This window comes from Yersinia alsatica, assembly GCF_902170305.1.
GTDB lineage: Bacteria > Pseudomonadota > Gammaproteobacteria > Enterobacterales > Enterobacteriaceae > Yersinia > Yersinia alsatica.
The window spans coordinates 625642-650514 of sequence record NZ_CABHWW010000026.1 but is presented as its reverse complement, the minus strand read 5'-3'; the positions used below and the strand labels follow the sequence as shown (position 1 = coordinate 650514).

Here is a 24873-nt window from a genome sequence, read left to right as displayed (position 1 = left end):
ACTTTTAGACGTGAAAAAATAAACAGGCGCAGGAGAGTGAGCCCCTGCGCCTGTTTAGTCGAGATTCATTCTTCTCAATAGAAATTATTGAGGCCCATTATAAGTGATGGAGCCCGCTTTGCAGTCGAGTACCACTTGATAGGTTTTATCGCCCTTATTGCCACGGGCGGTTAATGGCACCTGCCAAACATCATCCTTGCCTGTAATGTCTACTGCGCTAATCCACACCACCGGGCTATCAGTACCCAATTGCTTTTTATCGGCTTCCCAACGTGTTATGCGGTTTTGCAGAAAGTCCCGTTTAACCTGCGTTGCGACCTGAGATTGATTTAAACCGGTACAAGCTGGCACTTTGGCTACCCGCGGCTCTTGGGCTTGCACACTATGGGTAATCCCTGCCAATGCAGTGACCAATATCAAGGCGATTCCTGTCTTTCTCATCATTCCTCCACATATTATTATTTCTATCCTATGGCAGGAACAATGATTGAACGGTAGGTTACAGAGTGGGCCGCATTGCCAACCAGCAGGATGGATGCCGCTAAATTAACACCGAGTAAATTCAATCAAATAAAACTGTTCCAAGCCCGGATAGATATCCTTAATCACTTTTTTCAGCTCATCCAACGACATATTTTCTTGCTCAGCATGGCGTTCAGACAGTGCATCCAAGGTGACTGGAGTGACAGACTTGACCACGATGTTGCAGAAGAATACGCCGTCTTCATTACGACATACGCGCAGGGTTTCACCTGGGCGAAAATCGGCTTCACTGCTATCCCGGATAGTGATCGTTTTGCGATCAGCCAGAATATCCGCCTCAAACCGGCGAAAGAAGGTGATTTCACGATTCATTTTAGATCCCTTTTGCACTTTCTGCCGAAAGTTGGCAGATTAAGCGGCTTGATTTTCTTCAGGTTTAGATTTCTTCTCTGGCGGGTGCTTTTCTGCTTTGGCTTTCGGCTGCACCTCTGTCGGGGTTGTCGGGCTGGCGCCACGCAAAATTTGCCCCAGCGCATCTTTGTTCTCTGCAAGGAAGAAGCTCAATGACTCACGTTGTTCTTCTTCAAGTGTTAATGGCGCTTGTGACAACCATTCAGACAAATTGTCAGCCAAATCCAACATTTTATCGTAGGCATCGGCTTCTTTTTTGGTTGTGAAAGTCATTTTTTCCTCACCCTGTCTTACTACGACGAATTTTATTTCAACGGCCATTGATATGCGTCCTTTTTACTTACAGATTACTGTACATAAACACAGTATAAGGTGATTTATTGGGACGATGCAACCGCCATCGCCCGACTGTGATTATTTTAATAAACGGGCTTTACAGTTTTTGCCTTTGATCTTGCCTTGCTGCAACTGTGCCAGAGCGCGTTTAGCGCAAGCCTTGCGGATCGCAACATAAGCATGGACCGGGAACATATCAATTTTACCTACATCCGCCGCAGTCAGACCGGCATCCCCGGTTAATGCGCCCAGAATATCCCCTGGCCGAATTTTCGCTTTACGCCCGCCATCAATACATAAGGTCACCATTTCAGGTTCGAGCATGGCGTTCGTACTGCGGCTTACCTGCTCTGCTGGCGTCCATTTCAGTTTGATTTGCAGATAATCTTCAATAGCATGGGCGCGAGCCATCTCTTGTGGCGTACACAAACTCACGGCCAGACCACTCATCCCTGCCCGGCCGGTACGGCCAATGCGGTGCACATGAACTTCAGGATCAAATGCCAGCTCGAAGTTAACCACCAACGCCAAGTCTTTAATATCCAGACCGCGGGCCGCGACATCTGTGGCCACCAAAACCCGGCAGCTACGGTTAGAGAAGCGCACCAACACCTGATCACGGTCGCGTTGCTCTAAGTCACCATGCAGAGCCAGCACGCTGATACCACGAGATTCCAAGGCTTCAAACACACTTTGGCAATCTTTCTTGGTGTTACAGAACACCACGCAAGAAGCTGGCTGATAGTGGCTAAGGACCGCAATCAACAGAGGTAGACGTTTTTCACGGGTGGTTTCGAAAAAGACCTGCTCAATGGCCGGTGCTTCATCACCATCTTCAACTTCAACATTGACGGGTTGGCGCTGAACCCGCGCACTGATGCGCTCAATACCCGCCGGATAAGTGGCAGAGAACAATAAAGTCTGGCGCTGTGGTGGAGTGTAGGCAATCACATCGTCAATGGCATCGGTGAAGCCCATGTCCAGCATGCGATCGGCTTCATCCAATACCAAAATCTTGAGGTCATCCAGTACCAGCGTTTTCTTACGCAAATGTTCCTGAATACGCCCCGGCGTCCCTACCACGATATGTGGCGCATGCACCAAAGAGTCCAGTTGATGGCCCATTGGTTGGCCACCGCACAGTGTCAGGATTTTAATATTCTGGGTGAAACGAGCCAAGCGGCGTAACTCTTTGCTAACCTGATCAGCCAGTTCGCGAGTTGGGCACAATACCAGCGCCTGGGTGACAAATTCGCCGACGGCAATTTTATCTAGCAAACCAATACCAAAGGCCGCGGTTTTACCACTGCCGGTTTTGGCTTTTGCCCGGACATCCTGCCCATTGAGGATTGCCGGTAACGCTGCGGCTTGTACCGGTGTCATCTCGGTATAGCCAAGTTCATTAAGATTGGACAACTGCTCAGCAGGCAGTGTCAGGGAAGAAAAGGAAGTTGTGCTCACGGCAGTAACTCTTATAACTGGATGGAATGGCAGCGATGGCCTGAAGGCAAGCGCAAGATTTTGGCGCGATAATACCAGAGATGGAGCCATTGCCGGAACTATACTGTTGCGACCTGAATACGCAATCGTTTTCGTGGCTGATTTATCCTATACTACGCCGGTAAAATTTTCCCACTGATGTAGGTATCTAACTATGCTGACTATTGGAACTGCTCTGCGTCCCAACGCCACCCGTGTCATGTTGCTTGGCTCTGGTGAGCTGGGTAAAGAAGTGGCTATTGAGTGCCAGAGGCTGGGGCTGGAAGTGATTGCTGTTGATCGCTATGCCGATGCCCCGGCGATGCATGTCGCCCATCGTAGCCATGTGATTAATATGTTGGATGGCGCAGCGCTGAAACAGTTAGTCGAACAGGAAAAACCGCACTATATCGTGCCGGAAATTGAAGCTATTGCCACTGATATGCTGGTCGAATTAGAGAATATGGGCCAGCACGTGGTGCCTTGTGCACAAGCCACTCGCCTGACCATGAACCGCGAAGGCATTCGCCGTCTGGCCGCAGAAACACTGCAATTACCCACCTCCAGCTACCAGTTTGCTGATACCGAGAGTGCCTTCCGGCAAGCCGTCAATGAGATTGGTTATCCGTGCATTGTTAAACCGGTAATGAGCTCTTCGGGCAAAGGTCAGAGCCTGATCCGTCAGGAAGACCAACTTCAGTCTGCATGGGATTATGCACAGCAAGGTGGCCGCGCGGGCGGTGGTAGAGTCATTGTTGAAGGATTGGTGCGCTTTGATTTTGAAATTACGTTGCTAACCATCAGTGCAGTTGATGGCATTCACTTCTGCGCGCCTATTGGTCACCGTCAAGAAGAGGGTGATTACCGTGAATCCTGGCAGCCACAGGTGATGAGTGAAATCGCCTTGGCGCGGGCAAAAGATATCGCCTCTCGCGTGGTGACCGCGCTGGGTGGCTACGGGCTATTTGGCGTGGAATTGTTTGTCTGTGGTGATGAAGTAATTTTCAGCGAAGTTTCGCCGCGCCCACACGATACCGGAATGGTGACGTTGATTTCACAAAATATGTCTGAGTTTGCCTTGCATGTGCGCGCCTTTCTCGGTCTGCCGATTGGCACTATTCGCCAGTATGGCGCTGCGGCCTCCGCCGTTATTTTACCGGAATTAACCAGCCAGAATATTGCTTACCATGGTCTGGAAACCGCGCTGGTCGGTGATACGCAAATCCGCCTCTTTGGTAAACCTGAGATTGACGGGAAACGGCGTTTAGGTGTGGCGCTGGCTGTCGCCGATGATATTGACACTGCCATTGAAGTGGCGAAACGCGCCGCCGGGGCCGTCGTTGTCAGTGGGAAATAATCCCTGCCCCCATAAATAAACCCGCCTGCGCTGCGGGTTTAAATGGTTGCTCAACAAGGGTTTAGCCCTCGTAGTGGTCTTCTATTTCGTCGGCATCCGGCTCATCATCACGGCGATAATCAGACTCGCCGTGGTCATCAAAGTCACTGTCTTCAAAGATAGGCATGGCTTGCGGATCGTCTTGGTGCCGCTCACGGATTTCGGCGGCAACCAAGGCAATCGCCTCACCACTGCTCATTCCTTCCGACATGAATTTGTGAATACGTTCGACAGCTTCTTGCTGTTCCTCATGAGAAAGTGAAGGCATACCCGCTAACATTGATTTATCTCCTGCATATAATTGATTAAGTATACCCGTTTATTCTGATTTCAGGTGAACTGACTGCCCTAAGTAAATGGGAGCCAAATACATGAGCGATTTATGCTAATCTTCCCCACTGCACGTTGTGAAGATGCCATTACGCCACCTAATATTGCTAGCCGAAACAAAAGAACAGTGACTCATGAGTGTGAAAACCCTGACCTACCAAACCTTACCTTATCAGCCTGACGCCCTGCTCCAGCAATTTGCTCCTCTCGCCCATCAAGCTTGGGCTATGCTGCTGCATTCCGGGTTTGCTGAACATGCCCATAATCGTTTTGATATTCTGGTGGCCGACCCGCGGGTAACCCTCACTACCCGCGGTGAGCAAACCGAGATTATCAGCGCGCAAGGACGGGAGCTCTCTCTTGACGACCCATTCTCTTTATTACAGCAACAGTTGGATAAATTCTCCCCGCCAATACCCTCCCACCCTGACCTGCCATTTCTGGGCGGCGCATTAGGGCTATTTGGCTATGATCTGGGGCGACGAGTGGAGCAATTGCCGGAACGGGCAGAGAAAGATATCGCCTTGCCGGATATGGCGGTCGGCTTGTATGACTGGGCGCTTATTGCCGACCATCATTTGCAGCAACTGACGCTGGTCTGTCACGGTGATGCTGAGCAACGTCTTTTGTGGTTACAGCAGCAGAAAATTCCTGTCACCGCTGGGCCATTCAAATTGACTAGCCCATGGCAGGCCAATATGTCGCGTGAGCAATATGGTGAAAAATTCCGCCAAATTCAGGAATATCTGCACAGCGGCGACTGCTATCAAATTAATTTGGCCCAGCGATTCAGTGCAGAATATCAAGGTGATGAATGGCAAGCCTTTCTGTCATTGAGCCGCAGTAATAGAGCGCCTTTTTCAGCTTTTATTCGCTTAGCGCAAAATGCCCTATTGAGTGTTTCGCCAGAGCGTTTTTTATGGCTGGAACAGCATCAGATTCAGACTCGCCCCATCAAAGGGACGCTGCCACGGCTGAGCGAGCCGGCGCAGGACCGTTTGCAAGCTGAGCGGCTCGCCAATTCGCCTAAAGATCGTGCGGAAAACCTGATGATAGTTGACCTGCTGCGCAATGATATTGGCCGGGTCGCACAACCGGGCACCGTGCGGGTACCCGAGCTGTTTGTGGTCGAACCTTTCCCTGCTGTGCACCACTTAGTTAGCACCATCACGGCAACCCTGCCCGCTGAATCTACTGCAACCGATTTACTTCGTGCTTGCTTCCCCGGCGGCTCGATAACCGGAGCGCCTAAAATTCGGGCGATGGAAATCATCGAGCAGTTGGAACCACAACGTCGCAATGCCTATTGCGGTAACATTGGCTATATTAGTTGCTGTGGCACCATGGATACCAATATTACTATCCGCACCCTGTTGACTGAAAACGGCAAGATATATTGCTCTGCTGGCGGGGGCATTGTGGCTGACAGCCAGGAACAGGCTGAATATCAGGAAACATTTGATAAAATCGCCCGCATATTACCTCAACTGGAAAATATATAATTAATGAGTGGGCCATTTGGTGAGTGACTTGTCTGTGAATCAATCTGTTATGAATAAATTACTGGTAAATAAATCGGTTGCCGAGAGCCCATTGTCTGAATTTATCAGCCGCTTTCAGCTACAACAGCCGCAGCCGGGGAGTTTTTCTAGCCATAACAGCCATGCCGCAGTATTAATCCCTATTATTTGCCGGCCCGAACCCACATTGCTGCTAACAAGGCGCTCGGACCATTTGCGCAAACATGCCGGTCAAGTGGCTTTCCCCGGTGGTAAAGCTGACCCACAAGATGGCTCGTTGATTGCCACCGCACTGCGTGAAGCCGAAGAGGAGGTCGCGATCCCGGCCTCATCTGTCCATGTGCTGGGGCAATTGGCCCCACTGGACAGCTCCAGTGGTTATCAGGTCACCCCGATTGTGGGTTTAGTCCCAGCCAATATCGCCTTTCATGGTAATGAAGAAGAGGTCGCCGGGCTGTTTGAAATCCCGCTACATGAGGCGTTAAGTCTGTCTCGCTACTATTCGTTGGATATCCATCGCGGGGGAGTCAATCACCGGGTCTATCTTTCATGGTATGAAGGCCAATTTATCTGGGGTCTGACCGCCGCGATCATTCGCCGCCTGGCACAGCAGGTCAGTATTTGACCCTAAAGTCACAGTCTCAATAGGGGCAATGAGTGACAAACTTCACAGCATTACGGCTAAAGAGTCTGAATTGCAGCATAAAGCGATCCCTATCACCCCATCACATCGATTTTTACTCTACTTTCTCTGCACAACCATTTTAAAAAAACTGTAAACTGGCCTGTCAGCGTTATGAAATATCTGTAAAATATCTTTCATCACTATAAACCACTAAAAAAGTAAGGTTAAAAGCGGATAGTGATAGCAATAAATTGGTAGCGAAATGTCACTGTTGCGGTATCCAATTGATACCGCCAACACCAGTAGGACCCAAATTTACAGGGCCTGTGGTAGCAATACTTCACACAAAGTAACCTGCTGCTATCCACAGAGCTCTTATACTTAATACAGCGATCCTCAGCCAGATACCGATGAACTGGAGATCACCAAAGGTTTTGTTAAGGAGTTTTAGCGTGATTAGTGTTTTTGACATGTTCAAGATTGGTATTGGCCCCTCCAGTTCTCATACTGTTGGCCCAATGAAAGCCGGTAAAGAGTTTGCTGATTTGCTGGTCACTCAAGGGTTGATGCCATCTGTCACGCGGGTAGCCGTTGATGTTTACGGCTCACTGTCACTGACAGGGAAAGGTCACCATACCGATATCGCCATTATTATGGGATTGGCGGGCAACATGCCCGATACTGTTGATATCGATAGTATTCCGGCATTTATCCGTGATGTTGAATTGCGCCAAAAACTGATGCTGGCTAATGGCTTGCATGAAGTTGACTTCCCTCGTGAAGGCGGGATGGTGTTCCGCAGCGATAACCTGCCACTGCATGAAAATGGTATGCAGATCCACGCCTTTGCTGGCGATGAGAAAGTGCTCAGCAAAACCTACTACTCAATCGGCGGTGGTTTTATCGTTGATGAAGAGCATTTTGGCAAAGCAGCGGTAAATGCGGTCAGTGTTCCCTACCCGTTTAATTCTGCGGCAGAAATTCTGGCAAATTGCGAGCAAACCGGCATGTCCATCTCCGGTATGGTGATGCAAAATGAACTGGCGATGCACAGCAAAGAAGAGATCGAATCCTACTTCACTGCTATTTGGCAGACGATGCGGGCATGTATTGATCGTGGCCTGAATACCGAGGGCGTGCTCCCCGGCCCGCTGCGAGTTCCTCGTCGTGCTTCAGCCTTACGTCGCCTGCTGGTCTCTTCAGATAAACTGTCTAGCGATCCGATGAATGTCATTGATTGGGTCAATATGTTCGCACTGGCGGTCAACGAAGAAAATGCTGCGGGTGGCCGAGTGGTCACCGCGCCCACTAACGGTGCTTGTGGTATCGTCCCGGCAGTACTGGCCTATTACGACCACTTTATCGAGCCAGTAACCCCAGAAATCTTTATTCGCTACTTCCTGTCATCAGGTGCTGTCGGGATTTTGTATAAAATGAATGCATCAATTTCAGGTGCTGAAGTGGGCTGTCAGGGTGAAGTCGGGGTGGCCTGTTCTATGGCTGCCGCCGGTTTAGCCGAATTGCTGGGGGCAAGCCCGGTTCAAGTGTGTATCGCCGCTGAAATTGGCATGGAACACAATTTGGGCCTAACCTGTGACCCGGTTGCCGGTCAGGTTCAAGTGCCTTGCATTGAACGTAATGCGATTGCTTCGGTTAAAGCGATTAACTCTGCACGTATGGCAATGCGCCGTACCAGCGAACCTCGAGTCTCGCTGGATAAAGTGATCGAAACCATGTTTGAAACCGGCAAAGATATGAATGCCAAATACCGCGAGACTTCCCGTGGCGGCTTAGCTATCAAAGTGCAGTGTAATTAATATCTGTCACTGACCGCGTCACGCAGCAAAAGGGGAGCCGAAGCTCCCCTTTTTATTGGGCTTTGCCAGAGTTATTGCTCTTCCTGCTCATTACTCAGTTTCGTAATGCGTACCAGCTCAATGCGATAATCTGAAACTTCCATGACCTCAAAGCGCAGGTTATGCAATTCAATCACATCGCCCGCTGTTGGCATATGGCCTGAATGCGACAGCAGCATGCCGGCAAGTGAAGCATAATCAGCCGTTGGGCTCACCAGTTCCTGGCAATCCAGCGCCTGCTCCAGAGAGTGCAGATCTGCTCCCCCTTTCACCAGCCAACCATCACCATCAACAATGATATCCGGCGTTTCATCTTCATCTGGGAATTCACCCGCAATAGCTTCCAGCACGTCCAGTGGTGTTACCAACCCTTGTACCACGCCAAATTCGTCATTAACCACCACTAAGCGACCTTTCGCTTTGCGCAATACGCCCAGCAGATTAATCACATCCATGGTATCAGGCACCACTATAGGTGGTGTCGCTGCGGCAAACTCGCAAATCGACTCCCCGCGCTCAATCGCCACTAACAGATCTTTAGCACGCACCACGCCAATTATCTGATCCAGTGAGTCGCGACAAACAGGGAACAGGCTATGCGGCGTATCCAATAACTGCTCACGAATCTCCGCTTGCGAGCGATTACAATCCACCCAAGATATTTCAGTGCGCGGTGTCATCACGCTGCGCAATGAGCGCGATGCCAGGGTCAGCACGCCGCTTATCATATAGCGCTCTTCTTCAGCAAAAGCCTCGGTCGGCAATGCCAATTGCGAATCACCGCTTTGTGGCTCCTGCTGCTGACGCCCGCCCATCAGACGGATAATGGCTTCCGCCGTGCGTTGGCGTCTTGGCAAACGAGACTCATGCTTAATAAAGTTGCGGCGCGCGATCTGGTTAAACAGCTCAATCAGGATAGAGAATCCGATTGCAGCGTACAGGTAGCCTTTTGGAATGTGGAAACCAAAGCCTTCGGCAATCAGGCTCAGACCAATCATTAACAAGAAGCTCAGGCACAGCACCACCACCGTGGGGTGGGCGTTGACAAAGTTAGTCAGGGTTTTCGATGCCAGCAGCATCACGCCCATCGCAATTACGACCGCAGTCATCATGATGGCTAAGTCGTTAACCATCCCAACCGCAGTAATGACCGCATCCAGTGAGAAGACGGCATCCAACACCACAATCTGGGCAACAACAGCCCAGAAACTGGCATAACCTCGGTTTGCGCTGTCATCATGCTGGTTACCCTCCAGCCGTTCATGTAGCTCGGTGGTGGCTTTAAATAACAGAAATAGCCCCCCCACCAGCAAAATCAGGTCGCGCCCAGAGAAACTGAAACTGCCGACACTAAAGAGCGGCGTTGTCAGCGTCACCATCCAAGAGATGACCGACAGCAAGCCCAAGCGCATAATCAATGCCAGAGACAGGCCGATGATTCGAGCTTTATCTCTTTGTTTAGGCGGGAGTTTGTCAGCAAGAATAGCAATGAATACCAGGTTATCGATACCCAGAACAATTTCCAGTACCACCAACGTAAGTAACCCTGCCCAGATTGAGGGGTCCATTAGAAATTCCATGTCAGACTCCGAGAATAAGAACACGATTCAGATGATGTGCGACCAACAACAGAGACAGCAAAACGCCGCAGCACGGTTGTCAGTATAGATACGCAGAAAGATCGGGTGATATTAGACGCAGCAAATGTGCGTGATTGGATAACCAGATTTAAACCCACTGGTTGGGTATTAACGCTAAAGAAACAGTAACTTCGGTGACAGTCCATAGGGAGAGCTGAGGCCCTTAACTCCTGACAATTAATAGAGCCGTTAACTTTATCAGGAATTTTTTTGTCAGCATAGTCAGATTTATTATCTGCTGCCTGACAAGCCATTCAGTCATGAGGCTAAAAATGGCTATCCGCCATGAGGCTATTTTTTTATGACTAAAATTTCTCCTGCTCAAAAAGCAGGCTAATTGTCAAATTTCACACAACTAGCACAAATAATAAACATAACAATCATATTGTGATGAGTGAGTTAGGGTGAAACATATCAATATTGTTCATCTATGTGTCTATTTATTATCCGAATGAGCTAAATCATTCATAACATGTCCCAATAAATGAGCATCGTCACATAATTTATTTTTTCACTGACTAAAATAAATCACATCCAGCACTTTACGGTATGTACCTGAATCGATTCATTGTGGTTGCGAATAAATCGTCAGCAGTGAGCTGACATTGTGACTATCATAATAGATTCAATGTGTACTGAAATGTTGTTGGGGAATACTGGTGTTTCTGTTACGTGCGAGAACTCAATTCTGAGTTAACAGAGGGGGTAGCGAGTGAGTATAGCTATTATCATTGGCACACATGGGGCTGCGGCAGAACAACTGCTGAAAACAGCTGAAATGATTTTAGGCGAGCAAGCTAACGTCGCTTATATCGATTTCGTCCCCGGTGAGAATGCCGAAACGTTGATTGAGAAATACAACGGTAAATTGACCGGGCTGGACACCAGTAAAGGTGTTCTATTCTTGGTTGATACCTGGGGTGGTAGCCCGTTTAACGCTGCCAGTCGTATTGCTATCGATAAAGAGAACTATGAGGTCGTCACCGGGGTTAACATTCCGATGCTGGCTGAAACCTTTATGGCCCGTGATGATAATCCATCATTTGCTGAATTGGTTGCAGTCGCGGTAGAAACCGGTCGTGAAGGCGTTAAAGCACTGAAAGCGCCTGAAGTTAAGAGTGATAAGCCCGAGACGCAACAAGCTGCTCCTGCGCCAAAAGCCAAGGCTCCGGCCGTCGCTTTAGGCCCGAACGATCATATGAAGATCGGGTTGGCGCGTATTGATGATCGCTTAATCCATGGTCAGGTCGCCACTCGTTGGACCAAAGAGACTAACGTAAAACGCATTATTGTCGTCAGTGACGAAGTTGCCGCCGATAAAATGCGTAAGACATTGCTGACACAAGTTGCTCCTCCGGGTGTGACTGCGCACGTCGTTGATGTTGAGAAAGCTATCCGCGTATACAACAACCCGAAATATGCTAATGACCGGGTTATGTTGCTCTTCACCAATCCAACAGACGTTGTACGTTTGGTTGAAGGTGGCGTGGATATTAAGTCAGTAAATATCGGTGGTATGGCATTCCGTCAGGGCAAAACCCAGGTGAACAATGCGGTCTCCGTTGATGAAAAAGATATTGAAGCATTTAATAAACTGAATGCCCGCGGTATTGAATTGGAAGTCCGGAAAGTGTCTTCGGATTCCCGGCTCAAAATGATGGACTTAATTAGCAAACTTAATAAATAGCTTTACTCAAAAACTACGTAGCAAGGTTATGCCCTGTTCTGTTTTGGGACTCGGTTATTTTTACTCAGCTTTTTTGGTCATAGGAGAAGTACAATGGAGATCACAACTCTTCAGATTGTGCTGATTTTCATAGTTGCATGTATCGCCGGGATGGGCTCCATTCTGGATGAGTTCCAATTTCACCGCCCTCTCGTCGCTTGTACCTTAATAGGACTGGTTCTGGGTGATATGAAAACCGGTATCATCATCGGTGGTACCTTGGAAATGATCGCACTTGGCTGGATGAACATCGGGGCCGCAGTGGCACCGGATGCGGCTCTGGCATCGATTATTTCTACCATCCTGGTTATTGCTGGCGGACAAGACATCGGTGCCGGTATTGCACTGGCGATTCCGCTGGCGGCAGCCGGTCAGGTATTAACCATCATCGTACGTACCATTACTGTGGCATTCCAGCACGCCGCCGATGGTGCAGCCGAACGTGGCAGCCTGCGAGCGATTACCTGGATTCATATCTCCGCACTGTTCTTACAAGCAATGCGTATTGCCATTCCTGCACTGATCGTCGCCCTGTCCGTGGGTACATCTGAAGTTCAGATGATGCTCAGCTCAATTCCAGAAGTGGTTACCAGTGGTCTGAATATCGCCGGTGGTATGATCGTCGTAGTAGGTTACGCCATGGTTATCAACATGATGCGTGCTGGCTACCTGATGCCATTCTTCTATTTAGGTTTCGTTACTGCCGCATTCACTAACTTCAACCTGGTAGCGTTGGGTGTTATTGGTGTGGTTATGGCCGTTCTTTATATCCAGCTCAGCCCGAAATACAACAAGTCTCAGGTTGTAGTTCAGTCTGGCCAGGCCAATAACGATCTTGATAACGAATTAGACTAGGAAAAGGTGAGAGAAATGGTTGATACAACAACTGTTACTACGGCAACTACAGGTGAAAAGAAACTCACGCCCGCAGATATTCGCGGTGTGTTTCTCCGCTCTAACCTCTTCCAAGGGTCGTGGAACTTCGAACGTATGCAGGCGCTCGGCTTCTGTTTCTCCATGGTGCCAGCGATTCGTCGTCTGTACCCAGAGAACTCTGAAGAGCGTAAACAGGCAATAAAACGCCATCTGGAATTCTTCAACACCCAGCCTTTCGTTGCGGCCCCAATTCTGGGCGTAACACTGGCAATGGAAGAGCAGAAAGCCAATGGTGCCGAAATTGATGATGCAGCAATTAACGGTATCAAAGTCGGTCTGATGGGGCCTTTGGCCGGTGTGGGTGACCCAATCTTCTGGGGTACTGTACGTCCGGTATTTGCCGCCCTCGGTGCAGGTATCGCCATGAGCGGTAGCTTACTGGGGCCATTGCTGTTCTTCGTGCTGTTTAACGTGGTGCGCTTGCTGACTCGTTACTATGGCGTGGCATACGGCTATAAAAAAGGCGTCAATATCGTTAGCGATATGGACGGTGGTCTTCTGCAAAAACTGACGGAAGGGGCGTCTATCCTCGGCCTGTTTGTGATGGGGGCCTTGGTTAACAAGTGGACGCACGTCAACATACCGGTGGTGGTGTCCAAGATAACCAACCAGAATGGCCAAACCACAGTCACTACTGTGCAGACCATTTTGGATCAGTTGATGCCAGGCTTGGTGCCGTTGCTGTTAACCTTCGGCTGTATGTGGCTATTACGGCGTAAAGTTAACGCACTGTGGATTATTATGGGCTTCTTCGCCATCGGTATCTTCGGTTACTGGATTGGCTTCTTAGGGCTGTAATCCCGCGCGAGTATTAGATGTCACTAAAACCGGGAGCATGCTCCCGGTTATTTATTTCAGATAGGATCTCATCCTATGCCCTATCGGTTTAACGTGCAGGAAGGCGGCAAAGAGGTTTATTCCGATGAGCTTACACCGGCCGCGAACAGAGTTACCACCACACCTGCAATTTGGAAGATGACGGGTATACAGGAGTTATTGCATGTCGGTTACTGACCTTGTTTTGATAGTTTTTATTGTCCTGCTGCTTGCTTATGCCATCTATGATGAGTTCATCATGAATATGATGAAAGGCAAAACCCTGCTACAAGTCCACCTGAAACGTAAAAACAAAATCGACTGCGCAATTTTTGTCGGGCTGATTGCTATTCTTATTTACAATAATGTTATGGCGAATGGTGCAGCTTTAACCACCTATTTATTAGTGGGTTTAGCGTTAGTTGCGGTTTATATCTCTTATATCCGCTGGCCCAAGTTGTTGTTTAAAAATACAGGGTTCTTCTACGCTAATGCTTTTATTGAATATAGCCGAATAAAAAGTATGAATTTATCTGAAGATGGGATTTTAGTGATTGATTTAGAGCAGCGCAGATTACTAATCCAGGTTAAGCAATTAGATGATCTAGAAAAAATTTATAATTTTTTCATTGAAAATCAATCATAAAGCCGCACCTTTTGGGAAGTTAATCTATTGAACATTGAGTTAACTGATTAATTTCCCGACATTATCTCTCACCCCTTCCCCGCTTATTTCCACACCATTATTGATGCTTATATGTGCTATTTATCACTAAAACTTCGATAATGAAAATCATTATCAATACTGCCAAGTTGCCATATTATATTTGGGGTTGTCGATATTAGAATTTATATGTTAAGGTTGCGCCGTTCATGGGGAGTAGCCGGTTTCTGTTCGATATATTGAATTGATATATCGATATATAGAAACGCCCGTATCAACATACTCGTTCTGTTTTTGGAACGTGGTGCGGGCAGCCAGGTAAGGTTGGCGAGACCATAGACACGTAGCTCCGTCGTTAGGTTGGGGGTGGGTTACGTGTATATGGAGCCGCCCGGCCGAGACTATTTCTATGAATCTATCTGCAACTCTTGTTCTTGCTTTTGCCATGTCTATGGATGCTTTTGCTGCATCTATTGGTAAAGGTGCCAGTCTACATAAACCCCGTTTTAGAGAAGCACTACGCACCGGTCTTATCTTTGGTGTGATAGAAGCTATTACCCCCCTTATTGGGTGGTGTATTGGCCTGTTCGCCAGTCAGTATATTTTGGAATGGGACCACTGGATCGCTTTTAGCCTGCTGTTTATTTTAGGTTGCCGCATGATTTTTGAAGGCGCTAAACAGCAAGTTGAAGAAACTGAAAAAATGCGAAGCCACAGTTTTTGGGTTTTAGTTATGACCGCTATCGCCACCAGCCTTGATGCCATGGCTATTGGTGTTGGCTTGGCGTTCTTGCAAGTCAATATTGTTCACACCGCAATGGCTATTGGATTAGCGACCATGATCATGGCAACGCTCGGTATGTTGATTGGCCGTTATATCGGCCCACTGCTGGGTAAGCGTGCTGAAATCGCGGGCGGTATCGTGCTGATTGCCATCGGCTTTAATATTCTTTATGAACACATTTATCGTGTCGCCGCATAATAAGCGTCATTTTATTCTCGTGGTAAAATAAAGTCAGTGGCGCAATATTATTAGCAGCCAAAAATAAACCCCGCATTCCTGAAGAATCGCGGGGTTTATTATTGCTGAGATGCCCATCAATCAGACTGGCATTAACATCTGATTAGAAATCCATTGAGACTGATAATTTCAACTCACGCGGATTGCCTTGATACATATAAACACCACTATCTTCCACAGACTCCCAATAACGTTCATTGGTCACGTTCTCAACGTTGGCACGCCAGATTAAGTTAGTCTCTTTCAACGGCATAGTATAACGCATGCCCAGATCCAGACGAGTCCACGGCTTGAGCTTCAAGGTATTGGCTTCATTAGCATATTGTGAACCTGAGCGGGTCACAGTACCAGTAGCCGTTAAGCCTTCAACCGCTTTGATATCATACTCACCGCCAAGAACTAACTGATAACGAGCTACACCGATAGCATAGTTACCATTATTCTTACTGTCTTGCGCTTGCGTCAAAGTTGGATCCAACCAGACCGCACTACCCAACAGACGAGTACCAAAGACGGGTTCACCAAATACATTCAACTCAACACCCCGGTTACGCTGTTCGCCACTTAAGGTGTATTTGTTGGTTATCGCATCAATAGAACCAGCAGGTCTGGTGATTTCAAACAGTGCTAGAGTACCGCCATAGCGCTTGTTATCAAACTTCACCCCAACTTCATTCTGTTTAGCATGCACAATACCGGTTACATTACCAGCATTAGCGGTGTACCAAGGCGCCACTCTCCCCGGAGATAATGCTTCAATGTGGTTAGCATACAGAGAAACATTTTCCCACGGTTTTACCAGCAGACCATACACTGGCGTCACTTTCATCGCATCTTGGATATTGGCACTATCGGGTACGCCATTGTTAAAGTTGCGGATAACCAGATCCTGACGGCGCAGCCCCAGCATTAACTGCACTTTATCATCCATCGCGGATAAGGTATCAGACACCGAAATACTACTGGCGCGAACCTGACTATTCAGCGTCGGATTCTGACTCGCACTGGTATAGCCTGGCAGAGTGGATGTAGGAGGGAAAGGAACAACGCCTGGATTATAAATATTGGTATTGACTGGCTCAGACATATTAAACGCTGATTTTGCAGTGCGGTAGTTGGCGGCATAACCCACGTTTACTTTGTGTGTAATAAAACCAGTATCAAAATGTCCACGAACGCCCCCCATACCAGCAATAGAATCAGAGATATAAGGCACATATAGACGGCTAATGGTGGCGTTGCCATTATTATCCGTCAGGATAGGTGAACCGTATTGCCCGGTCTCATCATTGTGGCTGGCACCAATAGTGCCGTAAACTGTCCAATTCTGGCTTAAATCATATTCGCTGCGCAGCATACCGAAGGTGGTTTCCATATCGGTATATACCCACTGCTGACCGTAGTTTAAGGTGGCTGCTGGTGGTTCCGGGATCACTGTTGCACTACCAATGCCGACATCAGTACGCATACCGTGTACAGTTTGTTTTTGGTAGCCAATATCTAAAGAAGTACGAGCGCGCTCGCCCCGGTAATCTAAACCAGTAGAGACTGCGGTAGTACGCTCTTTCTGGTCATGAATAGCGGTTTCACCTTCCCGGTGCAACGCATTGACTCGCACCCCGAACTGATCATTGTCACCAAAGCGGCGGCCTACATCCAGCGCCCCCCCCACCTTGGAAGAAGACGTATAATCCAAGCTAACGCGAGTCAGTGGCGTGTCACCTGCTCGTTTGGGTTCCAGGTTAATCATCCCGCCCACACCACTACCACTTGGCGAAATACCGTTTACAAATACGTTCGGGCCTTTAAATACCTCAACTCGCTCAACCATGCTGGTATCAATAACCTGGCGTGGCAATACCCCGAACAAGCCACCGAATGAAATATCATCGCCATCAAGGTTAAAACCACGGATGCGGAAGTTTTGCGATGCATTACCATAGCCACGTACATTCTGCACTGACGCATCATTACTGACCACATCCGCTAGTGTCCGCGCTTGTTGATCTTCCACCAATTTAGAGGTGTAACCAATAACGTTAAATGGCACGTTACGGGCATCTTGCTGCCCAAGGAAGCCAATACGGCCGCCATTAGCTACCTGACCATCCAAATAGGTTGGGATTAAATCGTTGCCACCCGCCCGGAAAGTATCCTGCGTCCCGACTACAGTAATGGTGTCGGTTTTTTTGGCTTCGTCAGCTTGCGCGCTATTCGCTACCGGGCTGGTTTTTTTTACACTGTCAGCCGCAGTATTAGTTGTTGTCGCCGCCCATGAAGAGGCTGATAGCGTGCCGAGAGCAGCACCGATCATCACGCACAAAAGACGCGGCGCCAGCCGTTTCTGATCCGCGCGGGTAGAGATAGATTTATTCATCGTCTTGATGCCCCTGAATTTTGCAAACTTACCACTAATGAGAATGCTTATTATAAAGATTCGGAATTATCCGGATAACACTTGCTGATGCAAGCATTTCTGCACTTCTGGGGGATTATTTTTGCGGTCGTAAAAGAATTAGATCTGTTATGTAATAAACCTGATCTCTGCTGGTAACGTTATTGATTCGTGTGAGAAAAATAATATTAGCGTGGCATTATTCTGTAAATTGACGCTGTTTGGCTCGGAACTAATTAACCCTCCCTACTTAAGTCATTATTTTTATACTTTACCACGCCAATTTGCCCTTATTATTAATAAGGTAAATTATTATTTAGTGCCACGATGCAACTGACTCAATAATCGCCGAAAGCCGCGTATTCAGTGGCCTGGTGTAATATGAAGACCCGTAGTAGAATTTCTTTGACTTCCTTTTTATTTATTTTTATTGCGACCAAGAAAAATCTTATTACCTTGTTTTGCAGGTTAGCGATAGACTGGCCAATCATTTATATCGCGCCAACAGATTAAATTTTCTGGGCATAACTCTGTGCAGCGATAAGCTACTGAATAAAAATTCAAGGAATACAGGAATGGCTTTGCACCCGGCATCATTTGACGATCACATCTTTCGGCTATTGATTGAAGCTGTAGATGATTACGCCATATATATCATTGATGCTCAAGGACATATCCTGACCTGGAACAACGGTGCTGAACGCAATACCGGCTATAACGCCGAAGAAGTCATTGGTCACTCTTTCGAGCTATTTTACACGCCGGAAGATTTGGCTGGTGAGCTCCCACAAAAAGGGCTCATTCATGCCAATCAGTTTGGTCATTATGAAACTCAAGGATGGCGAGTTCGCAAAAATGGCAAACGTTTTTGGGGCAATCTTACACTCAGTGCTTTACACGATTCAGAGCAAAATTTACAAGGTTTTGTGCATGTTACCCGCGATCTGACCGATAAATGGCAGCGAGAAAATGCCCTGCGCAAGAGTGAGGAACAGTTTCGCCACCTGATCAGTGAAGTCGAAGATTATGCTATCTACATGATAGATACTCATGGCCGCATTCTGACCTGGAACAAAGGCGGGGAGCGCAATGAAGGCTATACCAGTGATGAAATCATCGGTGAACACTTTGCACTGCTGTTCACACCGGAGGATATCTCTGCCGGTCTGCCGGAGAAATCACTCGCAAAAGCTATCGCTGAAGGGAATTTCCAAACCGAAGGCTGGCATGTGCGCAAAAATGGTATTCGCTACTGGGCCAGTGTGGCGATTAATCCGATGCATGATGATAGTGGCAAGCTGTTGGGCTTTACCAAAATTGTCCGTGACTTGACCGAGCGCCGCCAGCGGGAAGAGGCACTACGTATCAGCGAGGAGCGTTTTCGCCTGATGGTGGATACGGTGGAAGATTACGCCATTTTAATGCTGGACCCTTGGGGCCGGGTCAATACCTGGAACCATGGCGCAGAACGTAATATTGGTTATCCCAGCAATGAAATTATTGGCCAACACTTCGGCTGTTTCTTTTTACCTGAAGATATTGCTGCGGGCTTACCGGAAAAACTGCTGAAAACTGCCGCATCAACCAGCCGGGTAGAGCGTGAGGGCTGGCTGGTTCGCAAAGATATGACCCGCTATTGGGCCGTTACCGTCATTACCGTGATACATGACCATAGCGGCAAACTGCTCGGCTATGCCAAAATCATCCGCGACATGAGTGAGCGGAAACAGCGCGAAGATGCCTTACGTGCCAGCGAAGTCGCACGTTATGAAGAGCGTGAGCAACTACACCGGGTGTTGTCATCCATTCAGGAAGGAATTATCTCTCTTGATAGTGAAGGCCGTGTGGAATTAATGAACCCTAAAGCTGAAGAGATGACCGGGCGCAGCCAGAATGAGTCCTGCGGTTTGCCCATTGAAGAAGTCTTTGTTCTGTGGTCCCCTTTACGAGATAAAAACCAATTACTTGCCATCCAGCAGTGCTTGAGTGAAGGACGTCATACTCTGTTGCCAGAAGGCAGCCAGTTGTTGTCGAGCCAAGGTGAGCGCCAGGAAATTCGCTGTTCGGCCTCCCCTATTCGTGATCGCGATAACCTCCTCACCGGTGCGGTGGTGGTGTTCCAGGATGTCACCCGCGCGCGCCATGAGCAGCGTGAACTGCAATATCAAGCCAATCATGACATGCTGACCGGGTTAATTAACCGGCGGCGCCTGGAGGAGCGACTAAATCAGGCCATCAGCCAATTGGGTCATGATGAACAGCATATTCTCTGCTACGTCGATTTAGACTATTTCAAGGATGTTAACGACAGTGCCGGTCACGAAGCCGGTGATATGGTGCTGAGGATGGTAGCGCAAACCATGCAGCAAGCAGTGCGTGAGAACGACTTGGTAGCACGGCTAGGCGGCGATGAGTTTGCTATCGTGCTGTTTAATTGCCAAAACAAGTCAGCCACCGAGGTGTTGGAAACTGTAGTCGCGGACATAGCCTCTATCCAATTCCATTGGCACGGTCAATCCTACTCCTTCACGGCAAGCTTGGGCGCGGTCTCTTTAACCCCACAAACTGAAAATGCCGCACAAGCGATGCGTCAGGCCGATATCGCCTGTTACGCGGCAAAACACACCGGCCGCAATCGTTTATCACTCGCTCTTTGAGACTGACAGCTTAAATGGGTGGCCTCCTTTGCCACCCACTTGCTGACATCAGTATTTGCCATTGATCTGCCCCCGCATTGACACAACTTTAGCAAGGTTATTTTTGCTGCATTTCCCGCAATTAGACGTCGGTCAAAATATCGTTTCCCAGGGTGTGATATATAAATATCATCACTTAATAGATTGGAAAATAGATATGCCGTATTTTACGGTCAGTGTCGTTTTGCATAATGCCGTGGAAGGCGATTACGAGACCTTAAATAAGAAAATGGTTGATGCCGGATTTACCCGGCTTATCGGGCGAGAAAAAGTATATAAACTGCCGGAAGGTGAATTTAATTATGGTAGCGGTACATTAAACAAACAAGAAGTGGCTGATTTAGCACTAAAAATTGCCGAACAAATACGGTTTATTCCCTCTATTTTGGTGACTGAATCCGGAGGAAGAACTTGGCGAAACTTAGATTTGAAATAGATAGCCTTATAATAAAAAATAACGCACCAAAAATTTAACTTAAGTTAATAATATATTTTTGTACCAGGGAATAATTACGCAGCTTTATTATAATACTCTTGCCCTTAAGGGGATTTTACGCCCATAGCTTACAGCCAACCTCGATACGACATGGCCCGAAACTTATCAGGCCAAACCTTGGTATACATACGCCTTAGTTGCCCTCGACCGGTGGGTCCGCCACGACAGAATCTTCTTTGCGCCGATGTAAGGCGATGACAAAGTCGGTTTCACAGCTAAACTTCTGCCGCGCAGCCAATTCTTGCCCGGTTTCAATCGATGCGCGCCAGGCAAAAGGTGTCATTTGCAATAAATTGAAGCCCAGCTTACCGGTTAGCTGCATCTCATAAGCCAACTTTTCGCTGCTGACCAGCTCGAAACCGTCGAGATGCTCTGGGGTATCATCATGAAGCTGTACTTCAGCGTAAATCAGTGCTTTAAGCTGATAAAGATGACGAGGGCCGGGTGCCACGGTAACCACAATGCCGCCGGGTTTCACCGTTCGGGCCAGCTCCGCCGCTTTGCAAGGCGCATAAATACGTAATACTGCATCAAGGGATTGATTAGCAAAAGGTAACCGATGGCTGGATGCCACACAGAAATGTACCTGCGGGTAGCGTTTCGCCCCATATCTTACGGCGACTTTAGCCACGTCTAGCCCGAATACTGATACTTGGCGCTGCCGATTTAGCCGGTCAGCGACGGCTGCAGTGTAATAACCTTCACCACAACCAATATCAAGCAACATGTCGGCATCTTGAGGGAGTGCTTGATCCAGAATCTCACAGACTCGCTGCTGCAAAGGTTGATAGTACCCTGCATCCAGAAATGCCCGCCGGGCTTGCATCATCTCCGGGCTGTCACCGGGTTGTTTCGACCCTTTATGCTGCACCGGCATTAAGTTGACGTAACCCTCTTTGGCGCAATCAAACTGATGGTTATTGCCGCAACGCCACTGTTGCTGGCTCTGCTGCATGGCCTGATGACAAAGGGGGCACTGATAAGACATGGTTGAATTCCAGATAACAAATTAATAACTGCCAGAATTAGCGGCAGACGCGGCGTTAGTCTAAAGAAGCCCTTGAACTGTTGCAAGCCACGGTTTAACTCGGTGAATTCACAGCCAATATCAACTATGCCGAACTATATCTGTAGGTATCGCATCGGGTTCCACATTCATGGTGCGCAGGATTTGCCCCATAATATCGCTAAATACCGGAGCCGAAACCGCACCGCCGTAATATTTGCCCCCTTGGGGGTTGTTAATCACCACTACCAAAGCAAATCGAGGATCACTGGCAGGGGCAACACCGGCGGTATAGGCCACATATTTATCAATATACTGACCATTGGGCCCAATCTTTTTGGCAGTACCGGTTTTAACCGCAACCCGATATCCCCTTACCGCAGCTTTTATCCCGCCGCCACCGGGCAGTGCCACACTTTCCATCATGTGCTCGACCTGCTGCACTAACACCTCTGGGAATACCCGCTGCCCCAGCACCGGCGGATCAACTTTGGTAATCGACAGGGGCCGATAAATCCCGAAACTGCCAATAGTGGCGTAGACCCGGGCCAGTTGCAGCGGTGTCACCATCAGGCCATAGCCAAAAGAGAAAGTTGCGCGGTCTAAATCACTCCAACGTGGGCGGTGCGGCATCAGCCCACTGCTCTCGCCGGTAATCCCCAATTGTGTCGATTTACCTAAACCAAACAGTGTGTAGGTTTCCATCAAAGCAGAGGCGGGCATGGCCAGCGCCAGGCGAGAAACCCCGACATCACTCGACTTTTGCAATACGCCAGTCAGTGACAGTGCCGGATAAAAACCGACATCTTTGATTTGATGCCCACTCAATATGTAGGGATGGGTATCCAGCACCGAGTCAGGTTTTACCAAGTGGCGTTGTAATGCCGTCATCACCACCATCGGTTTAACGGTTGAGCCCGGCTCGAAAATATCGCTAATGGCCCGATTGCGGAAATTCTCCTCCGGGGTGCCAGCACGATTATTGGGGTTAAAGGTCGGATAATTCGCCATCGCCAGAATTTCGCCGGTATGGACGTCAATAACCACTGCCGAGCCGGAGTCAGCCTTATTAAACATCACCGCATTACTCAGAGCATGGGAGGTTTCCGCCTGTAGCCGCTCATCAATGCTAAGCTCAACATTTTGCCCCGGATGGCTGTCGGTGGAGGAAATATCTTCAACCACTCGGCCAAAACGATCCTTACGCACCACCCGACTGCCCGCGGTGCCACTGAGTAGCGAATTAAAACTCTTTTCGATGCCCTCAATTCCCTGATCATCAATATTGGTAAAGCCCACCAGATTGGCCGCTACATCGCCAGAAGGATAAAAGCGCCGCGATTCTTCTTTTATTGCAATGCCGGGCAATTTCAGGCGCTGAATATATTCGGCGACATCCGGTTCTACTTGCCGGGCCAGATAGATAAACCGAGCATTGGGGTTTTGCCTGATTCGATTGTTAAGTTGATCGAGTGGCATATTGAGTTCTTGCGCCAATGCCTGCCAGCGTTCAGAAACGCCCACCCCGCCTTTCTCCAGCACTGATGCAGGATCAGCCCAAATAGCTTCAACGGGCACACTGACCGCCAGTGGATGCCCATTGCGGTCCGTAATCATGCCGCGGGTGTTCGGTGTTGCGACGACCCGCACCGAGCGCATGTCCTCTTCTTTCACCAGCGGGTCCGGCTCAATAATTTGTAACCAGGCAACCCGGGCCACCAGACCAAAAAATGAAAGCAAAATACAGCCGCATAGCAAGCTAAAGCGCCAACGAATAAAGTTGCTAGAGTCATTTTTTGGTTTAGAAATCACGGGGATCTATCCTAAAGGGCCGCTTGAATGATAGTGACCATTAAACCCTATCCACCGCGTAATAAGGTGCCAAAACAGTGATACAAGATGCGTTATTTTGCAACAATTCGCTAACGGCAGTTTAAAAGAAATGGCGACTGGTCAATAAGTTAAAAAACGGCTTACACTGAATGGCGTATTTTTTCTTCATTAGGTAAGTCCTATGACTGATTTTTCACCACAACTCAGCCGAATCACCACTATCTGCCATGGCTTTGGCAATAAATCCGCTCTATTGCCTGACTGTCTCCGGCCTTATCAAGCTTCTCAAGCCAATAAAAAACAGGCTCATGGCACCACGATTGTTGATGTCATCACGCCGGGACAAGAGTGCGGCGACGCCGATGGCCTCTATACCACGCAGCCGGGTATCCTATTGACGGTACTGACGGCAGATTGCTTGCCGGTTATCTTCAGTCAACGGCAGGGAAAAGGCATTGCGGTGGTGCATGCTGGCTGGCGCGGCTTATTAGATGGCATTATCTTAAAAATGGTTGAGCGGATTGCCCGCGATGATGACCCAGCAAATTGGGTTGCCGCAATAGGGCCAGCCGCCCGCTCATGCTGTTACGAAGTCAATGAAGAGTTGGTGGAAAGGTTTATTAACGAGCTACCACTGGCGAAAAATATCATTTCACCCCGTTTTCGCCATCTTAACCTCGCCGCAATTGCTGAGCACCAACTGCACAATGCCGGAATTCATCAAGTTGATCGGGTCGGGAGTTGTACCATTTGCTCTACCGTGGCGCATGGCGAGGATAATGATAAGCCGCAGTTCAAATACACCAGCTTTCGTCGCACTAGCCAACAACAGGCTATAGACCCTACTCATCCCGGTATTAAAGGCCGCAATCAATATTCCGGCTTAATTATATTGCCTTAATTTGCTGATTTAATTGGCTATAGATATGAAAAAACCCGCACAAAGGCGGGTTTTTAACAGCAAAAGAGCTGATTAGATTGCAGTAACGTTTACTGCAGACGGACCTTTCTGACCGTCTTGGATTTCGAACTCTACGTTCTGGCCTTCAGCCAGGGTTTTGAAGCCATTACCCTGGATTGCAGAGAAGTGTACGAACACATCTTTGCTGCCGTCAGCTGGAGTGATGAAACCGAAACCTTTAGACTCGTTGAACCACTTAACTTGACCTTTGATCTTTGCCATCTTGAGTATTTCCTTTGGATTGTTT

At 48.4% G+C, this 24873-nt stretch carries 23 protein-coding genes and 1 riboswitch; of the genes, 13 read left to right on the top strand and 10 right to left on the bottom strand.

What is annotated here, in order from left to right:
* Window positions 1-84: 84 nt before the first annotated feature.
* The 4 genes from yebF to dbpA form a co-directional block, all read right to left on the bottom strand.
* Window positions 85-441 carry a protein YebF gene (yebF, locus tag FTA96_RS17010; protein WP_050109134.1) on the bottom strand — a complete coding sequence of 119 codons (357 nt, stop codon included), beginning with the start codon at window positions 439-441 and terminating at the stop codon, window positions 85-87.
* Between the two features lie 105 nt (window positions 442-546).
* Window positions 547-855, bottom strand: a complete 309-nt coding sequence (gene yqfB / locus FTA96_RS17005; protein WP_050109133.1) for a N(4)-acetylcytidine aminohydrolase — start codon at window positions 853-855, stop codon at window positions 547-549.
* Window positions 856-894: 39 nt separating this feature from the next.
* Window positions 895-1215 carry a YebG family protein gene (locus FTA96_RS17000; RefSeq protein ID WP_050121126.1) on the bottom strand — a complete coding sequence of 107 codons (321 nt, stop codon included), beginning with the start codon at window positions 1213-1215 and terminating at the stop codon, window positions 895-897.
* A 93-nt stretch (window positions 1216-1308) separates the two neighbouring features.
* Window positions 1309-2691 (bottom strand): ATP-dependent RNA helicase DbpA, encoded by a 1383-nt coding sequence (gene dbpA / locus FTA96_RS16995; protein WP_050109131.1) that lies wholly within the window; start codon window positions 2689-2691, stop codon window positions 1309-1311.
* A gap of 193 nt (window positions 2692-2884) precedes the next feature.
* Between dbpA and purT the strand changes: the two genes are divergently transcribed.
* Window positions 2885-4066 carry a formate-dependent phosphoribosylglycinamide formyltransferase gene (gene purT, locus FTA96_RS16990; protein ID WP_050109130.1) on the top strand — a complete coding sequence of 394 codons (1182 nt, stop codon included), beginning with the start codon at window positions 2885-2887 and terminating at the stop codon, window positions 4064-4066.
* Window positions 4067-4127: 61 nt separating this feature from the next.
* Here purT and FTA96_RS16985 read toward each other — a convergent pair whose 3' ends face one another.
* Window positions 4128-4385 (bottom strand): YoaH family protein, encoded by a 258-nt coding sequence (locus tag FTA96_RS16985; RefSeq protein ID WP_050109129.1) that lies wholly within the window; start codon window positions 4383-4385, stop codon window positions 4128-4130.
* 184 nt (window positions 4386-4569) lie between these two features.
* On the opposite strand from FTA96_RS16985, the gene pabB reads away from it, so the two are divergent.
* The 3 genes from pabB (at window position 4570) to FTA96_RS16970 (ending at window position 8397) form a co-directional block, all read left to right on the top strand.
* Window positions 4570-5937 (top strand): aminodeoxychorismate synthase component 1, encoded by a 1368-nt coding sequence (gene pabB / locus FTA96_RS16980; protein WP_050109128.1) that lies wholly within the window; start codon window positions 4570-4572, stop codon window positions 5935-5937.
* Between the two features lie 49 nt (window positions 5938-5986).
* A complete protein-coding gene (locus FTA96_RS16975) occupies window positions 5987-6580 on the top strand; it encodes a CoA pyrophosphatase (RefSeq protein ID WP_050109186.1) in 594 nt (197 codons plus the stop codon).
* A 452-nt stretch (window positions 6581-7032) separates the two neighbouring features.
* Complete coding sequence (locus FTA96_RS16970; protein WP_032911133.1) at window positions 7033-8397, top strand: L-serine ammonia-lyase; 1365 nt, start codon at window positions 7033-7035, stop codon at window positions 8395-8397.
* A 71-nt stretch (window positions 8398-8468) separates the two neighbouring features.
* Here the strand turns inward: FTA96_RS16970 and FTA96_RS16965 are convergent, their stop codons facing one another.
* A complete protein-coding gene (locus FTA96_RS16965; RefSeq protein ID WP_050109127.1) occupies window positions 8469-10016 on the bottom strand; it encodes a TerC family protein in 1548 nt (515 codons plus the stop codon).
* A gap of 772 nt (window positions 10017-10788) precedes the next feature.
* On the opposite strand from FTA96_RS16965, the gene manX reads away from it, so the two are divergent.
* From manX to mntP, 6 genes are all read left to right on the top strand, one after another.
* Window positions 10789-11763: a PTS mannose transporter subunit IIAB gene (gene manX / locus FTA96_RS16960; RefSeq protein WP_050109126.1), complete on the top strand. Its 975-nt coding sequence runs from the start codon at window positions 10789-10791 to the stop codon at window positions 11761-11763.
* Window positions 11764-11856: 93 nt separating this feature from the next.
* Window positions 11857-12657 carry a PTS mannose/fructose/sorbose transporter subunit IIC gene (locus FTA96_RS16955; RefSeq protein WP_050109125.1) on the top strand — a complete coding sequence of 267 codons (801 nt, stop codon included), beginning with the start codon at window positions 11857-11859 and terminating at the stop codon, window positions 12655-12657.
* Window positions 12658-12672: 15 nt separating this feature from the next.
* Window positions 12673-13536 (top strand): PTS mannose transporter subunit IID, encoded by an 864-nt coding sequence (locus tag FTA96_RS16950; RefSeq protein ID WP_087818121.1) that lies wholly within the window; start codon window positions 12673-12675, stop codon window positions 13534-13536.
* A 75-nt stretch (window positions 13537-13611) separates the two neighbouring features.
* Complete coding sequence (locus tag FTA96_RS23305) at window positions 13612-13752, top strand: hypothetical protein (RefSeq protein ID WP_155410771.1); 141 nt, start codon at window positions 13612-13614, stop codon at window positions 13750-13752.
* A complete protein-coding gene (locus FTA96_RS16945) occupies window positions 13739-14200 on the top strand; it encodes a DUF986 family protein (RefSeq protein ID WP_050109123.1) in 462 nt (153 codons plus the stop codon). Before FTA96_RS23305 ends, FTA96_RS16945 begins: the two co-directional genes overlap by 14 nt.
* Before the next feature lie 217 nt (window positions 14201-14417).
* Window positions 14418-14617, top strand: a riboswitch (yybP-ykoY riboswitch).
* Between the two features lie 10 nt (window positions 14618-14627).
* Entirely contained in the window at window positions 14628-15200 is a 573-nt protein-coding gene (gene mntP / locus FTA96_RS16940; protein WP_032911140.1) for a manganese efflux pump MntP, read from the top strand.
* Between the two features lie 142 nt (window positions 15201-15342).
* Here mntP and FTA96_RS16935 read toward each other — a convergent pair whose 3' ends face one another.
* Window positions 15343-17616 (bottom strand): TonB-dependent receptor, encoded by a 2274-nt coding sequence (locus FTA96_RS16935; protein WP_050135411.1) that lies wholly within the window; start codon window positions 17614-17616, stop codon window positions 15343-15345.
* A 593-nt stretch (window positions 17617-18209) separates the two neighbouring features.
* Here FTA96_RS16935 and FTA96_RS16930 point away from each other — a divergent pair.
* Window positions 18210-20291, top strand: coding sequence for a PAS domain S-box protein (locus tag FTA96_RS16930; RefSeq protein ID WP_145574354.1), 2082 nt, complete (start codon window positions 18210-18212; stop codon window positions 20289-20291).
* Between the two features lie 196 nt (window positions 20292-20487).
* Window positions 20488-20766, top strand: coding sequence for a hypothetical protein (locus tag FTA96_RS16925; RefSeq protein ID WP_050109120.1), 279 nt, complete (start codon window positions 20488-20490; stop codon window positions 20764-20766).
* Window positions 20767-20959: 193 nt separating this feature from the next.
* On the opposite strand, the gene rlmA is transcribed toward FTA96_RS16925, so the two are convergent.
* Both rlmA and ftsI read right to left on the bottom strand, forming a co-directional pair.
* Window positions 20960-21814: a 23S rRNA (guanine(745)-N(1))-methyltransferase gene (rlmA, locus tag FTA96_RS16920; RefSeq protein ID WP_145574352.1), complete on the bottom strand. Its 855-nt coding sequence runs from the start codon at window positions 21812-21814 to the stop codon at window positions 20960-20962.
* Window positions 21815-21934: 120 nt separating this feature from the next.
* Window positions 21935-23644, bottom strand: coding sequence for a peptidoglycan glycosyltransferase FtsI (gene ftsI / locus FTA96_RS16915; protein WP_050121118.1), 1710 nt, complete (start codon window positions 23642-23644; stop codon window positions 21935-21937).
* 202 nt (window positions 23645-23846) lie between these two features.
* On the opposite strand from ftsI, the gene pgeF reads away from it, so the two are divergent.
* Window positions 23847-24566 (top strand): peptidoglycan editing factor PgeF, encoded by a 720-nt coding sequence (gene pgeF / locus FTA96_RS16910; protein ID WP_145574351.1) that lies wholly within the window; start codon window positions 23847-23849, stop codon window positions 24564-24566.
* A gap of 72 nt (window positions 24567-24638) precedes the next feature.
* Here pgeF and cspE read toward each other — a convergent pair whose 3' ends face one another.
* Window positions 24639-24848 carry a transcription antiterminator/RNA stability regulator CspE gene (cspE, locus tag FTA96_RS16905; RefSeq protein ID WP_002221949.1) on the bottom strand — a complete coding sequence of 70 codons (210 nt, stop codon included), beginning with the start codon at window positions 24846-24848 and terminating at the stop codon, window positions 24639-24641.
* Window positions 24849-24873: the final 25 nt, after the last annotated feature.

Excerpts from the sequence above, each read along its gene's own strand:
- yebF (WP_050109134.1), bottom strand. The coding sequence starts at position 441 with ATGAGAAAGACAGGAATCGCCTTGATATTGGTCACTGCATTGGCAGGG.
- yqfB (WP_050109133.1), bottom strand. The coding sequence starts at position 855 with ATGAATCGTGAAATCACCTTCTTTCGCCGGTTTGAGGCGGATATTCTG.
- FTA96_RS17000 (WP_050121126.1), bottom strand. The coding sequence starts at position 1,215 with ATGGCCGTTGAAATAAAATTCGTCGTAGTAAGACAGGGTGAGGAAAAA.
- purT (WP_050109130.1), top strand. The coding sequence starts at position 2,885 with ATGCTGACTATTGGAACTGCTCTGCGTCCCAACGCCACCCGTGTCATG.
- FTA96_RS16985 (WP_050109129.1), bottom strand. The coding sequence starts at position 4,385 with ATGTTAGCGGGTATGCCTTCACTTTCTCATGAGGAACAGCAAGAAGCT.
- pabB (WP_050109128.1), top strand. The coding sequence starts at position 4,570 with ATGAGTGTGAAAACCCTGACCTACCAAACCTTACCTTATCAGCCTGAC.
- FTA96_RS16975 (WP_050109186.1), top strand. The coding sequence starts at position 5,987 with ATGAATAAATTACTGGTAAATAAATCGGTTGCCGAGAGCCCATTGTCT.
- FTA96_RS16965 (WP_050109127.1), bottom strand. The coding sequence starts at position 10,016 with ATGGAATTTCTAATGGACCCCTCAATCTGGGCAGGGTTACTTACGTTG.
- FTA96_RS16955 (WP_050109125.1), top strand. The coding sequence starts at position 11,857 with ATGGAGATCACAACTCTTCAGATTGTGCTGATTTTCATAGTTGCATGT.
- FTA96_RS16950 (WP_087818121.1), top strand. The coding sequence starts at position 12,673 with ATGGTTGATACAACAACTGTTACTACGGCAACTACAGGTGAAAAGAAA.
- FTA96_RS23305 (WP_155410771.1), top strand. The coding sequence starts at position 13,612 with ATGCCCTATCGGTTTAACGTGCAGGAAGGCGGCAAAGAGGTTTATTCC.
- FTA96_RS16945 (WP_050109123.1), top strand. The coding sequence starts at position 13,739 with ATGTCGGTTACTGACCTTGTTTTGATAGTTTTTATTGTCCTGCTGCTT.
- mntP (WP_032911140.1), top strand. The coding sequence starts at position 14,628 with ATGAATCTATCTGCAACTCTTGTTCTTGCTTTTGCCATGTCTATGGAT.
- FTA96_RS16935 (WP_050135411.1), bottom strand. The coding sequence starts at position 17,616 with ATGAATAAATCTATCTCTACCCGCGCGGATCAGAAACGGCTGGCGCCG.
- FTA96_RS16930 (WP_145574354.1), top strand. The coding sequence starts at position 18,210 with ATGGCTTTGCACCCGGCATCATTTGACGATCACATCTTTCGGCTATTG.
- FTA96_RS16925 (WP_050109120.1), top strand. The coding sequence starts at position 20,488 with ATGCCGTATTTTACGGTCAGTGTCGTTTTGCATAATGCCGTGGAAGGC.
- rlmA (WP_145574352.1), bottom strand. The coding sequence starts at position 21,814 with ATGTCTTATCAGTGCCCCCTTTGTCATCAGGCCATGCAGCAGAGCCAG.
- pgeF (WP_145574351.1), top strand. The coding sequence starts at position 23,847 with ATGACTGATTTTTCACCACAACTCAGCCGAATCACCACTATCTGCCAT.
- cspE (WP_002221949.1), bottom strand. The coding sequence starts at position 24,848 with ATGGCAAAGATCAAAGGTCAAGTTAAGTGGTTCAACGAGTCTAAAGGT.